Here is a 13610-nt window from a genome sequence, read left to right as displayed (position 1 = left end):
CACCCATCAGATAAAAAAATCACTTTTCGCCCCCTATCAGATAAACAAAAGGCAACCCTTGTCCGAGACTCAGGTTGCCCAATTTTAGAATTCAAATGGCTCGCCTGTCCTATAGGAGTCATCAAGAACATAAATCCCTTTTTCCTTTGGCGCATCAGGCAGCCCCAGTTCCTTCTGTGAACATATCATACCATTCGAAGGAACCCCACGCAGTTCTGTCGGTTTTATTTTCATTCCACTTGGCATTGTCGCACCTACCTTGGCCACCACAACTTTTTGACCTGCATCAATGTTAGGTGCACCACAGACAATTTGAAGTGTTTCATCGCCTGTGTCGACCTGACAGACGCTTAATTTATCAGCATCTGCATGAGCATCTTTTGTTTTAACATAGCCAACAACGAATTTTGGTCTTAAATCAAAATCCAGCGAATCCTGCACACCTTGTTTTTGAAAAACATTTTTTAACTGATTAAGAAGGTCTTCCGTCAAGGCTATTTTACCTTTTCCAGGCAGATCAATATTGGTGGAAGCACGGAAAAGGTTATACCCAACGATAGTATTGTCTTCATTTGTAATTTTGGTGATATCACCAATGTTCTCATGTTTAACCTCATAACGGTTGGCATCGTCCAATGGAAGTATCAGCACATCACCGATTCCATCCGGATTATAAAAAACGTCCATTTAAACCATCCCCTTTTACTCAGTTGGCCGATTTTTGGCAAGAATAAATATCGGCTCCAGCTCTTTATTTTCATAAATAAACGGCAGTGACGTGATTGGAATTCTGCCTTCCGCAAAAAACTTCATCGTCATCTGTGCGAGCACATCATACCCTGTCTTATTTTGAATGTCCGCAAAAATCAGCACATCCTGATGTGGCACAGCAACAGCCAATTCTCCTTTGCTGTTTACCTTCATCTCTTCCATAAATGCTTCATTTAGGATTCGGCTCGCATCGTAACCATCCTGTTTCGCCACAAAGTAAAAATCATTGCCGGCGACTGTATCTTTCTTGTAATCATTGTTCAGGGAACGAATATTGAATGCGGCAATTTCATCAATCCGATCATGAGTCCAACCTTCTTTTTCCAGCATTGCCTCATCAATCAGCCGGTACGATTTCCCAAGATCCAGTGCATAATAAATCCGTGTTTCAGCCGTATGATCTTTACAAACAAGCTTTTCTCCGGCTTTTGTTTTTGTCGCGAATGAAGTTGCCCGGATAACCGGATAAATATTTTTCTCCATACCGGTAAGCTCCTGCTCTTCATTCATGACCCTTAATGCTTCCGTGACGTGCTCAACCAGCTCATCAACGGCTTTTTCCCCGCGTTCATTATATTTGGCAACAACGTTCGGAAGTGTAATCGTCATTCCCTGATTGGACTCTTTCCAGGCTATGCGATACGTATCTTTGTCCCTGTTGTAGGAAGTTTTGTACGCCGGCCCTGCCAGACGCTCATCCAGTATTTTCTTCATCTTGATGCTTGTCATTTTCACGTCATAGATCCTCCTTCCTAACTTGGAAGTCCATCAATAAATGTCATAATCTCTTCTTTGGTTTTACGGTCTTTACTGACGAATCTTCCGGTTTCCTTTCCGTCTTTAAACGCAAGAAAACTTGGAATCCCGAAAACATCATTCTTAGCGCACAGGTCGATGAATTGATCCCGATCGACTTCCAAAAATGTATATTCCGGATATTTTTTCTCGACTTCCGGCATTTCCGGTTCAATTACACGGCAATCAGGACACCAGCCTGCAGTAAATAATGCAATCACATTTTCATTGTTTGTCAATTCATTCCATTCCTCTATTGAAGTTACAGTTTTCATATTCATCATCCTCCATTTCCAATCATATCTTGCTTTTCGCTTCGAATCAATTACCAGACATTAACCAGACATTAAAAAAGCCGACGATTACTAATCAATGGTATAAAGAAAACCAGCCTTTGTTGCATTCGGCTGGTTTTATACTTATTCCTGCACGTTGGTGGCTGTTGTCCGATTGGAATTAGATATTGATCTGGCCACTTTCATCAGTGCCTTTGAATCATTATCAAGACGGTCTTTGGTCGTAAATGTTGTAATTTTAACACCGCCAACTCCAACCTGCAGTTCATAATTATCTTTTTCATCATGAGAAAGGATTCGAATATAACCAAATTTTTTATCATCTTTAAACGACTCAAGCAACAATGCTGAATCCTTTTTGGCAGCTTTGTAGCCCAACTGACTAGTTGCGTTTTCCAGACTGTTGTGAAAAACAATATATGTCTGATCACCATCTTTTAAAATTACATTGCTTTTGCTCGCTTCTTTTACTTCCATCCGATCAGGCAAAAACAACGAAAATCCATCTACCTCATGATTTGTTTCCATTGTTTTATTGGAATTAAACACTGCTTCAGCTGTTTTCTCGGCTCCGTTTACTGCTTCCTTTTCCGACTGAAAACTGCAGCCAAATAAAACGGCAGCAAGAAAAAGCAAAGCAACAGTTAATTTGTACTTCTTTTCCATTTTTCTTCCCCCTGAAATAGTACAATTTACCTCTTTACATAATACTATGATTTTCGAATTTTACAAGCAGTAGGTTTTTCCAACCCTAGCGAAAACTTTCCCTTGCGTATGTTTGCTCAATTTACGATAAGAACATTTACTTGCGAAGTTTAACAAAAACGATAACATGGAAAATAGACAAATAGAAACTGGAGGGAATATTAATGGAATTAACCGTATATTTAGCAGGACAAATTCATGACGACTGGCGCGAACAGGTGAAAGCCAAGGCTAAAGAAAAGAGTCTGCCTGTCACGTTTGTGTCGCCACAGACAAATCATGAACGATCCGATAATGTTGGGGAGGATATTTTAGGCGAGCAACCGGACAAAACAGTGAAAGATGATGCGGCATCAGACATCAATAACTTCAGAACAGAAGTATTGATGCAGAAGTCCGATGCAGTTATTGCGTTATTCGGAGAAAGCTACAAACAGTGGAATACTGCAATGGACACCAGTACTGCAATTTCCATGAATAAACCAACCATCATCATACGTCCCGAATCACTGGTACATCCACTGAAGGAATTATCAAACAAAGCAAATGTCACAGTTGAAAACATTGACCAGGCACTTGATGTATTGGCATATATTTACGAATAACTAAGAAGCTAAGTAAGCAGCGGAATTTCTGCTGCTTATTTTTGGCTGAAATTATACTGGCCTTTTAAAAGTTTTACAACGTGGACAAACATTTCTTTTCGGGAAATCAGTTCATTTGTAAAAATGCCAATAGCCCCTTCTTTTTTTCGCACATCCTGGCGTTTCGCATACTCGTCCATTATGTCACCAAGTTCCAATCCCTGATTGAGTTTGGCTGAGAAATTATGCGGGAGCTGGATTCTCGCACCACCTGCCGTAATGATAGTGCCATCATAAGAAGCGAGTGCTCCCCAATTCGTTACATACAGCTGACCATCCAGTGTCATCACACCACCTTCCAAACCGATGCCTATGTCGCACGTTGATTCTGAGACACATCGCCACGCCCGATTTATCGCACCGCGTCTGGTCTCCTCATCCGTTACAGGCTGAGCACTGACTTGTGACGGCACTTCAATTCCGGTAATATTATCATTATTAAAGACCGAACCCACAGCATCAATTTTAGCCGGATTTTTCGATCCAATTAAAATTTTCACTTCAGACACCTCACTTATGTTTCACCGAATTATTTTTCAAAATTTAATATTAAAGATGATGCTTAAACTCTTGAAGTTGGCATTTCACCTTTTGAAGATTGCACCCAAGCTCTTGAAAGTGACCTTCCATCTCTTGAATTCGATACGTACTCCCTTGCCACCAATATCAAAAGTATCAACATAAATTAAGGCTGCCATCACCTCAGTGACAGCAGCTTTATCCACTTAATTTGCTTTTTTAATGGTATCCAGCGTACTTTGATCCGTCGATTTTACAAGCTTGACGATTAATTCCTTGGCAGCCTGATAATCATCCACATGAATCATCGATGCAGCTGTGTGAATGTATCTGGAGCATATTCCTACTACAGCAGATGGAACGCCATCATTGGACAAATGAACACGCCCGGCATCTGTGCCGCCCTGTGAAATAAAGTACTGATAAGGAATATCATTCGATTCCGCTGTATCCAGAATAAAGTCCCTCATTCCGTGATGTGTAATCATGGTTCGATCAAAAATCCGGAGTAATGCCCCTTTGCCAAGCTGACCAAATTCACTTTCATCACCCGACATATCGTTAGCAGGGGATGCATCCAATGCATAGAAAATATCAGGTTTAATCATATTGGCCGCCACCTGCGCACCGCGTAAACCTACTTCTTCCTGTACCGTTGCACCTGAATACAGTTCGTTTGATAGTTTCTCATCTTTTAATTCCTTCAAAAGCTCGATGGAAAGTCCGCAGCCATAGCGGTTATCCCATGCTTTTGCAAGAATCTTTTTATCATTTGCCATCGGTGTAAATGGACAAATCGGCAAAATAGCCTGTCCCGGTTTCACACCAATTTGCTCAGCGTCTTCCTTGTTATCGGCCCCGATATCAATCAGCATATTACTCATATCCATCGGTTTTTTACGCTGTTCAGGTGTTAAATTATGTGGCGGAATCGACCCAATTACACCGGTAATCGGTCCGTTGTCTGTCATAACCTGAACCCGTTGTGCCAGCAATACCTGGCTCCACCAGCCGCCAAGTGTCTGAAAACGAAGCATTCCGTTTTTTGTAATTTTTGTCACCATAAACCCAACTTCATCCATATGACCGGCAACCATTACACGCGGGCCGCCGTCTCCTTTCTTGAGTCCGAATACTCCGCCAAGATTATCCTGAATCAGTTCATCAGAATATTTGTCAAGTTCCTGTTTCATAAAATTTCGGACCGGATGCTCGTTTCCCGGTGCACCCTGCAATTCGGTTAATGTTTGAAACATGTCCATAGTTTCCTGCTTCATATGTATACCCCCATTAATTAGATATGACTATAATTAGTATAAACGAAAACAGGTTATGCTTTCCACCAAACAGCCATACTGCCTATCAGTTTCTATTTTTTTTAATTTAAGTTATACTAAGGGGTGAATTGAACAACCATTGAAATTGGAATAAATTTGTATAGAGGTGAATGTAATGAGCGTAAAAAAAGCAGTCCTGGCAGCCGGTTTAGGTGTTGCAGTCGGGTATGTAGCAAAACAGCAAATTGACAATTACCAAAAAATAACCCCGGAAAAAGCGTTACAACAAGCAAAAGAGACATTTAAAAAACAGGGTCCGATCAGCGGTTCATGGATTTACATGAAACCTGAGGAAGTGGAACGGAACGGTTTGTTATATAATGCTTATCGTGGTGGTGTAACTCGAAATATTGACGGTGAAAACAAGCAGTTTGAATTCTACGTGGACGTTGAAACAGGTGCAGTCATCGGGGCTGTGCAAACTGCCTGATAGGGAACGACAGCGCTAGTTGTATAAATAGAAGTCGGGTGAAACCTTATTCCCAATAATCTCTTTACATTATAAAAGCACTTCCTGTTAAGGAGTGCTTTTTGTTTCTGATTAATATATTTCTGTTTTGCTAATATATTCCAGTCAAACCACAAAGAACCATCTCTTAAAAGGATGGCTCTTTTAACTTATTTATATTCGTACCTTTCTCTGTCAACCTGATCAATCCGCTTGCCTTCCGTATCAAACTTAACTGCGCGAAGATACGCATCATGATAAAAGGTATACCATGCCTGTTTGGAATAGCCGAAATCCATCCACTTCTCCTTCTGATGAACGGATGTGACAGGGTAGTCATCATAAGCAAGTGCCCACAACTTATTCTGATGTGCATGTGTCGGCATAATGTCAGCCATGTGGATAAACGTTTCATCCCCATCTTCAAATACCAGAATCGAATGACCATCACTGTGTCCGCCGGTATGAATCATTTTTAACCCATCCGCAATCCGCTTTTCATCTTCAAACGGCTGCACCTGTTCCTGAATAGGTTTCCAGTTCATCTCCCAGTATGTATTCGCAGACCGAATATTTGGATTTCGCATTTCATCCCATTCCACCTGGGAAACGTGAATCGTTGCGTTTTTAAAAATAGACTCGTAACGATCACCGGCCACTTTCGTCAGACCACACGCATGATCAAAATGAAGATGGGTCATAAGCATTGCATCTATGTCGTCGACAGTGAGCCCAACTTCATCCAGCGATTTGTGCAGTGAGGATTGCTCAAGCACTCCAAAATTCCGTAGCTGTTTATCGGTAAGTTTGCTATTGCCCATTCCGGAATCAATCAAGTAGTTCCGGCCATCCAGCTGAAGTAAAATCGGATCAGTTCGTAATTCAATCTGGTTTTTTTCATTATACGGATATTTCCTGCTCCATAATGCCTTTGGGACAACACCAAACATCGCGCCGCCATCAAGGAAGTTCACTCCCCCGTTAAGCCATGTCAGTTTTGCCCTGCCAACCTGAAGTGTTTCCATTAGTCATCCTCCTTTGCCTATACAGTCAGTTTAGCGAAAGAAGACACACCATGTAAACAAACACGCTTTAGAATACAGATCGGCATCGGTAGATTACCTGTCCTTTTGCTGAAAACTTTTCTTCATATTCGGTCATGACATTGCTCGGGTCATCAATCGCATGCAGATTCAGATTGACTTCCTTTAATGTCATTCCAAAATTGGAAAAACTGACGAGCGAGTATTCAAACAGACCTCTGTTGTCGGTTTTAAAAATAAGTTCACCATCCTCCCGCAAAACGTCCCGATACTTTTCCAAAAATGCATGAAACGTCAGCCGTCTTTTTTCATGACGGTTTTTCGGCCATGGATCAGAAAAATTCAAGTAAATTTGCGCGATTTCATTCGCAGCAAATATATTTTCCAGTTCTGCTGCGTCTTCATTAATCAGCAAAACATTCTCATGGGTGTTCTCCATTATTTTTTGTGCAGCTGTTACGACGACACTTTTAGCCAATTCAACTCCAATAAAATTCACATCCGGATATTTTTGTGCCATCCCGGCAATAAACTGTCCTTTACCAGTCCCGATTTCCACATAAATCGGATTGGAATTTCCAAATAATTTTGACCAACTGCCTTTATTCAATGCAGGGTCAGGAATGATAAAATGTTCATTTTCTGTTAAAAAATCGTCTGCCCATGGCTTATTTCGCTGTCGCATCTTGCAGCACCTCCCTTAATTTATAGTGAAGCTTCAAATACTGGACAGCCTACTTCGTCCCCCCTTTTGTATGCTTCAAAGGAGAAATGATTGCCAGTTAACACGTGATAAAATTCATAGCATATTATTTGCAGTAATGGTTAACACTACCATTTGAGGTGATTTGAAGTGACATTAACCCTGAATAATCAGTTAAGGCTTTTACAGGATATATTAAGTGAACAGAATGAAGATTGCTGTGGTGAGATTTCCGAATATCAACAAATTAAGCGCCTTGTTCAGGCAATGATGGCTGACGGCACTATTTCTGATGAGCAGCTGCTTCAACTTCTTCCGGAAATCTATAATTATGGTCGTCAAGGGGAAATTGCGCATAACGATGCAGAACATATAACTGCAAATAAAGAAAAAATTAATACCTGGGTCGATGCTATTCAGCAAATCAATCCCGAATAGTCCTGTTTGTTTCCAGATTCAATACCCGCAAGTCTTCCAATCTAAGTAGCGCCTTATCCGTTTCATCACGCTGCAAATGCCAATTTAAAAAATAAAGGGAATCTAATAAAAGATACCAATACATTCTATTTAACAGTGATTGGTCATTTGTTACACCGTATTCCCGCAGCCAGCTGTCCCAATCCTCAGGTGGTATGTACCATTTTAGGATAATCCCGATATCCATTGCAGGATCAGCTATCATGGCATTCTCCCAATCAACAAGATAAAGTTGTCCGTCGTTTGTCAATAAAAGATTATTATGATTCAAGTCGCAATGGCATACTACCTGCTTCTGTTCATGTGTTACCGGAAGCAGGTGCTCCAATTTATCCAGAGCTTCGGCAACCTCTGTATAATTGCTGGTAACCTCTTTATACATCAATTGTTCCTTCACATTCCGAAAACGGTCTTCCGGTGTTACCGGCTTCCGTCCCATTCGCATCAGCATGTGCAGCAGTTCGGATGAGTTATGGATTTTACTCAGTAAAGCAGCAACCTGATTATGCTGCATTTCCACCGGCATTAATTCCCTGCCATCAAGCCATTCCTGCGCAGTAATAACGTCCCCGTTCTCCAGCCGCTTCGTCCAAACCAGTTTAGGAACAATACCTTCAGCTGAAAGAACAGCCAAAAACGGCGAGGAATTTCGTTTCAAAAAAAGTCGTTCTCTATTATTCTCAGCGATAAAAGCTTCACCTGTCAGCCCGCCAGCCTTCTCAATATTCCATTCTTTACCAAGTACTTGCTTTAACCAATTCACACCAATACCTCAATTCTGCACATTTTTACTTTCACATGATCTGTCAGCACTACTGATTTCCGAAAGTAAGACCATAGAATAGATTATCGGATTTTAATGTCTATTTCAAGAACAAACTTTGGATTCAGCCCTTTATTTCAGCTGATACACCGCAATTTTCTTGTATTTCGGAATTGACTGTGGAAATATCCGGTAAATCACTACCTCATTTACAGTAAGGTGGTATGCGTCAATACAGGTGTCCTGCAGTTCAGGAAAATTTTCATCCCGATTATTCCACTTTTTGGCCAGGGTAATGTGTGGTGAATAGGTTCGTTTCTCCTGCTCAAATCCGGAATCATTGGCAAGCTGGTCAACTAGCTGCTGCAGCTTTGATAATGCCTCTGTTTTTTCAACGCCAGCCCATAAAACCCTTGGCTGAGTTGATTTACCAAATGTCCCAAGTGATCCTGTCCTGACCCGAAATGAATGCAGATCCGTCAGCTTTTCCAGTTTCACGTTAAGCTGGTCCAGTTGACCGGGTGAAACCGGCCCAAGAAATTTTAATGTAATATGTACATCTTCCGGATGCGGCCATTGTTTGTACGGTACAATCTGCTTGAATTGCTGCTGTTTTTCAGACAGATATTGTTTCAGTTCCTGTGGCAATGGAACCGCTATAAAATAGTGAGGCAATCCGGCCATGTAACCCCTCTTTTCATTTAGCTTTTTTGGACAAACAATAAGCCAGCTCTTCTTCCGTCAGCTCACGGGTATGACCAGCATCCAAATTAGGATCCAGCAGTAGCTTTCCCATTCTGATCCGCTTTAAATAAACTACCTTTTTTCCGATTGCCTCAAACATCCGCTTTACCTGATGAAACTTCCCTTCCGTTATTGTGATTTCAATTTGAGAAATATCATCGGAATACAGAATTTCAAGCTTCGCCGGTTTCGTATGGTAACCGTCATCAAGTGTCACACCGTTTTCGAAAGTTTGAATGTCAGCATTTGTGACCGTTCCATCGATTTTGGCGTAATACGTTTTATCAACGTTCTTTTTCGGGGAAACAAGCTGATGGGCAAGATCCCCGTCATTGGTAATAAGCAGCAGTCCTTCCGTATCCTTGTCCAGACGCCCGACCGGAAACGGCTTAAATTTTTGGTATGTTTCCGGCAAAATATTCACTACCGTTTGTTCACGATGATCAGTGGTAGCCGAAATGTAACCAGGCGGCTTGTTCATCATCAGGTATATATATTGTTGAAAATTTACTGTTTGATTATTCACTTTAACGACATCGTGTTCAGGATCAACATGCAAACCACTGTCTTTAACAGCCTCTTCATTTACCGTAACCTTCTTTTTCTTGATCAGTGCTTTCACATCTTTTCTGCTGCCAACACCCATATTTGCCAGTAATTTATCGAGACGCATGTATCAACCCTCCTTACCTGCGAAAAATCTTATCCAGTACACGAACCTTATTTCCCAAAACCCGGTCAAGCAATGTAGATTCGTACGCAAACCACAGATAGACACCTGCACCCGCGCCAACACCTGCAAGCAGCATAATGATGGCAGACAGCCTGCTTTCTTCAACTTGCAGGAAAGTACCAAATATTGCTTTTGTAATCCAAATCGTGATACACATAATAACCGAAAAAATACAGACCAGCAAAAATCGCTTCATTGTCTGGGTAAACGGAAAACGGATGGATACACCGATTCGCCATAAATTAAGTGCTACCGCTGTTCCTACCGCAAGTGCCGTCCCAAAAATGGCACCCTTTGCACCAAACATATGAATTAGCTGGATATTAAACAGTATTTTCATCAATAGGCCGCCGGTTAAACTGATGACAGCAAATCGCTGCTGATTAATTCCCTGCAGAATGGAAGACGTCACGGTAAACAGGGCAAATAAAAGCGAAACCGGTGCATACCAGCCAAGCAGAGAACCGGTAATATCAAGTTGATGAATACCATAAAGCGCACCATATGCTGAATCAGACAGCATCGTCAAGCCAACCGCCGCCGGTACAACCAGAACAAGCACAATCTGCAATGCCTGATTGATTTGCTGGTTCATAACCTTCCTGTTGTTGTTTGTATAAGATTTGGTCAAAGCAGGTAAAATAGCCAAGGACAATCCCGTCGCAATGGTTACCGGAATAATGACCAACTTATGCCCTAATACATTGATTACTCCCAGTGCTGTATCATATAGTTCTCCTTGTCCAATATCAATCATAGCCCGTTGAAATGTCAGTGTATCAACCAATTGATAAAGTGGCGTTGCGATTCCAACAATTACAAATGGACCTGCATAACGGAATAACTCTGTGATTAAATCTTTTGTTGGTATGTCATGCGAAAATTTTTGCTGGCTCAGCTTTTTTTGAATATACGGTTTCCGTTTTCGCCAATAATACCATAAAACAGCACAGGAACCGAGCGCCCCGACAAACGCTGCAAAAGCTGCAAAACCAACCGCGGTCGCAACACTGCCACCAATAATTTTGATAATAATAAATGTAGCTGCCAGAATAACCACAATCCGGATTATTTGTTCGACAACCTGTGAAACAGCGGTAGGTCCCATTGACTCATACCCCTGGAAAAATCCGCGCGTTATACTCATTGCCGGAATGATTAATAACGCAAAGCTTACCATCCGGATGACCATAGCCCCATGTTCACGGGAAATTCCACCGACATCTTCATTGGCAATGATAAATTTAGCTAACGGGTCTGCACCAAAAAACAATCCCAGAAATGCAATAAAACCGGTAACCAGCATCAATGATATACCGGTTTTGTATATGCGCATTCCGGTTTCAAAATCACCCAATGCATTATATTTTGAAACGAATTTGGAAACGGCTAAAGGGACACCAATCGTAGAAATACTGATTAAAATATTATACGGTATGTAGGCGAACGAGTATAATGCCGCCCCACTTTCCTCGACAAGCATATTAAATGGAATGAGATAAATCATTCCCAGGAATTTTGATAAAAAAGTGGCACCAGTTAGCAGCATGGTGCCTCTGACAATATTCGACATTATTTCACCTGCAATTTTTCATACTTTAGTTGTCATTTTATCATACATAACATTTATTCACGCTATATTTTAATTTTTTTCTTATGTAGAAAACATGATACGATGTATACGAAGGGAATGAAAAATGGTGACATATGATGTAATTGTAATTGGCGGCGGACCATCCGGATTGATGGCTGCCATCGCTGCGGCCGAGCAAGGCGCAAGTACGATTCTGCTCGAAAAAGGAAGAAAACTTGGGAAAAAGCTTGCGATTTCCGGTGGCGGCCGCTGTAACGTAACCAACAGGCTCCCCCAGGAGGAAGTAATCAGACATATACCAGGAAACGGAAAATTTCTATACAGTCCATTTTCTGTTTTCAGCAATTATGACATTATTGATTTTTTTGAAGGAATGGGAGTCGGATTAAAAGAAGAAGATCACGGCCGCATGTTCCCCGCTTCGAATTCAGCCAAAACAGTTGTCAATGCATTAATCAATAAACTGGATGAACTGGATGTGGAAGTTCGTATGAACACACCGGTAGAAGCAGTACATTATGATGAATCAGAGCATAGTGTCATTCTAACGGATGGGGCAAAATTACATACTACATCCATTGTAATCGCTGTTGGAGGTAAAGCAGTACCACATACCGGTTCAACCGGTGATGGCTATGCATGGGCAAAAAAAGCCGGTCACACGGTTACCGAGCTCTATCCAACAGAAGTTGCTCTGACATCAAATGAAGCCTTCATCAAAAGTAAACAACTGCAAGGTTTATCATTAAGGGATGTGGCTTTGACTGTTTTAAACAAGAAAAATAAGCCAGTTGTCACTCACCGGATGGATATGATTTTTACCCACTTCGGAATCTCTGGTCCAGCTGTACTGCGCTGCTCACAATTCGTTGTAAAACAGTTGATGAAGGGGCAGCAAGCAGTATCAATGGTACTCGATACGCTGCCGGATAAACAGGAAGAGGAACTAATACAGGGCTTGCTCAAGTCAATGAAGGAAAATCCTAAAAAATCGGTACGGAATATTTTAAAAGGAATTGTGCCGGAACGCCTTTTGGAATTTATTTTACAGGAAAATAAGATTGATGCGGATCAAAAGGCAGCGAACCTTTCAGGCGAAGCACTTCGATCGGCAATTCATCAGATGAAGCATTTTTTCATGAAAGTAAACGGATCTTTACCACTGGATAAAGCATTTGTCACTGGTGGCGGTGTTTCAATCAAAGAAATTGTGCCGAAGACAATGCAGTCTAAAAAAATGCACGGTCTTTTTTTCTGCGGGGAAATTCTGGATATCCATGGTTACACAGGTGGGTATAATATTACATCTGCACTTGTCACCGGACGGCTGGCCGGGATGAATGCCGCTTCTCAGATAAGCGAATTGGCAGTTGATTCCTGACATGTTTTTGTGTCTTTAACTCCAACCTAATAATGTCCGGGGACATTAATGAAAGGGTTGAAAACATGCAAAAAAATCAAATGTGGCTACCATTAATCGCCTCTGTTGGTGTTGGAGCAGCTACCTACTACACGATGACCAAAAACAACCAGAATTTAGGACAAACCATGCAAAAAATGGTTCCCCTTGTCACACAAATGAATAGTGGCGGGGGTCGTCAGTAACAAAAAGAGCGTACCCGATTTGAGGGTGCGCTTTTTATAAATTAACGTATCAGGAGTGTTATTGTGAAAATAATCGTCCTTTTAATATCGAGCACATAAATATCGTCACTTTTTAACATAATAATGCTTATTCTCACTACAAAACATGATAAACAAGTAACTGGTGGAAGTTTTAAGTCATTGTTGTATTTTACGTTGATAATGTAATACCAGAAGTTTGTACCCTGTTCTTATGCTTAAGATTGATTTGGATTTAACATCGCGAAAGAAAGTTTGCTGGTTGTTAGGCGACGAGGTTTACCGTTGCTAATCCGAAACTTTATTCCGCAGACAACAAAAAAAGGAAGTGCACATAGTATCATGTGCACTTCCTTTTTTTATTATGCCTGGCGGCGTCCTACTCTTGCAGGGGCAAAGCCCCAACTACCATCGG

At 41.3% G+C, this 13610-nt stretch carries 17 protein-coding genes; 5 read left to right on the top strand and 12 right to left on the bottom strand.

The window, feature by feature from the left end; translation table 11 throughout:
* Positions 1–84 precede the first annotated feature (84 nt).
* The 4 genes from ytpR to ABD010_RS08170 form a co-directional block, all read right to left on the bottom strand.
* A complete protein-coding gene (gene ytpR, locus ABD010_RS08185; protein ID WP_343811961.1) occupies positions 85–687 on the bottom strand; it encodes a YtpR family tRNA-binding protein in 603 nt (200 codons plus the stop codon).
* Positions 688–702: 15 nt separating this feature from the next.
* Positions 703–1506, bottom strand: a complete 804-nt coding sequence (locus ABD010_RS08180; protein WP_343811959.1) for a DUF1444 domain-containing protein — start codon at positions 1504–1506, stop codon at positions 703–705.
* 17 nt (positions 1507–1523) lie between these two features.
* Entirely contained in the window at positions 1524–1841 is a 318-nt protein-coding gene (locus ABD010_RS08175) for a thioredoxin family protein (RefSeq protein WP_343811957.1), read from the bottom strand.
* Between the two features lie 144 nt (positions 1842–1985).
* Positions 1986–2528 carry a hypothetical protein gene (locus tag ABD010_RS08170; RefSeq protein WP_343811955.1) on the bottom strand — a complete coding sequence of 181 codons (543 nt, stop codon included), beginning with the start codon at positions 2526–2528 and terminating at the stop codon, positions 1986–1988.
* Between the two features lie 203 nt (positions 2529–2731).
* Here ABD010_RS08170 and ABD010_RS08165 point away from each other — a divergent pair, with 203 nt between their 5' ends.
* Positions 2732–3172: a YtoQ family protein gene (locus tag ABD010_RS08165; RefSeq protein ID WP_343811953.1), complete on the top strand. Its 441-nt coding sequence runs from the start codon at positions 2732–2734 to the stop codon at positions 3170–3172.
* 35 nt (positions 3173–3207) lie between these two features.
* On the opposite strand, the gene ABD010_RS08160 is transcribed toward ABD010_RS08165, so the two are convergent.
* Together ABD010_RS08160 and ABD010_RS08155 are read right to left on the bottom strand one after the other, a co-directional pair.
* Entirely contained in the window at positions 3208–3720 is a 513-nt protein-coding gene (locus ABD010_RS08160; protein ID WP_343811951.1) for a DUF84 family protein, read from the bottom strand.
* 216 nt (positions 3721–3936) lie between these two features.
* Positions 3937–5007 (bottom strand): M42 family metallopeptidase, encoded by a 1071-nt coding sequence (locus tag ABD010_RS08155; protein WP_343811949.1) that lies wholly within the window; start codon positions 5005–5007, stop codon positions 3937–3939.
* 175 nt (positions 5008–5182) lie between these two features.
* On the opposite strand from ABD010_RS08155, the gene ABD010_RS08150 reads away from it, so the two are divergent.
* A complete protein-coding gene (locus ABD010_RS08150) occupies positions 5183–5497 on the top strand; it encodes a PepSY domain-containing protein (protein WP_343811947.1) in 315 nt (104 codons plus the stop codon).
* Between the two features lie 188 nt (positions 5498–5685).
* Here ABD010_RS08150 and ABD010_RS08145 read toward each other — a convergent pair whose 3' ends face one another.
* Together ABD010_RS08145 and trmB are read right to left on the bottom strand one after the other, a co-directional pair.
* A complete protein-coding gene (locus ABD010_RS08145; protein WP_343811945.1) occupies positions 5686–6540 on the bottom strand; it encodes a YtnP family quorum-quenching lactonase in 855 nt (284 codons plus the stop codon).
* Positions 6541–6607: 67 nt separating this feature from the next.
* Positions 6608–7243, bottom strand: a complete 636-nt coding sequence (gene trmB / locus ABD010_RS08140; protein ID WP_343811943.1) for a tRNA (guanosine(46)-N7)-methyltransferase TrmB — start codon at positions 7241–7243, stop codon at positions 6608–6610.
* Between the two features lie 168 nt (positions 7244–7411).
* On the opposite strand from trmB, the gene ABD010_RS08135 reads away from it, so the two are divergent.
* Positions 7412–7699: a YtzH-like family protein gene (locus ABD010_RS08135; protein WP_343811941.1), complete on the top strand. Its 288-nt coding sequence runs from the start codon at positions 7412–7414 to the stop codon at positions 7697–7699.
* Here the strand turns inward: ABD010_RS08135 and ABD010_RS08130 are convergent.
* From ABD010_RS08130 to ABD010_RS08115, 4 genes are all read right to left on the bottom strand, one after another.
* On the bottom strand, positions 7686–8501 hold the full coding sequence (locus ABD010_RS08130) for a phosphotransferase (RefSeq protein ID WP_343811939.1): 816 nt from the start codon (positions 8499–8501) through the stop codon (positions 7686–7688). The genes ABD010_RS08135 and ABD010_RS08130 overlap by 14 nt on opposite strands.
* Before the next feature lie 132 nt (positions 8502–8633).
* Positions 8634–9185 carry an RNA 2',3'-cyclic phosphodiesterase gene (gene thpR, locus ABD010_RS08125; RefSeq protein ID WP_343811937.1) on the bottom strand — a complete coding sequence of 184 codons (552 nt, stop codon included), beginning with the start codon at positions 9183–9185 and terminating at the stop codon, positions 8634–8636.
* Between the two features lie 13 nt (positions 9186–9198).
* Positions 9199–9918, bottom strand: a complete 720-nt coding sequence (locus ABD010_RS08120) for a pseudouridine synthase (RefSeq protein WP_343811935.1) — start codon at positions 9916–9918, stop codon at positions 9199–9201.
* Positions 9919–9931: 13 nt separating this feature from the next.
* On the bottom strand, positions 9932–11551 hold the full coding sequence (locus ABD010_RS08115) for a putative polysaccharide biosynthesis protein (RefSeq protein ID WP_343811933.1): 1620 nt from the start codon (positions 11549–11551) through the stop codon (positions 9932–9934).
* A gap of 127 nt (positions 11552–11678) precedes the next feature.
* Here ABD010_RS08115 and ABD010_RS08110 point away from each other — a divergent pair, with 127 nt between their 5' ends.
* Entirely contained in the window at positions 11679–12953 is a 1275-nt protein-coding gene (locus ABD010_RS08110) for a BaiN/RdsA family NAD(P)/FAD-dependent oxidoreductase (protein WP_343812594.1), read from the top strand.
* A 65-nt stretch (positions 12954–13018) separates the two neighbouring features.
* The gene (locus ABD010_RS08105; protein ID WP_343811931.1) at positions 13019–13177 is read left to right on the top strand and encodes a hypothetical protein; all 159 of its coding nucleotides are present in this window, start codon (positions 13019–13021) and stop codon (positions 13175–13177) included.
* Positions 13178–13610: the final 433 nt, after the last annotated feature.

This window comes from Virgibacillus siamensis (assembly GCF_039522605.1).
In the GTDB taxonomy this organism is placed as follows: domain Bacteria; phylum Bacillota; class Bacilli; order Bacillales; family Amphibacillaceae; genus Lentibacillus; species Lentibacillus siamensis.
The sequence above is the reverse complement of the archived record's forward strand: the minus strand, read 5'-3'. Positions and strand labels throughout refer to the sequence as shown.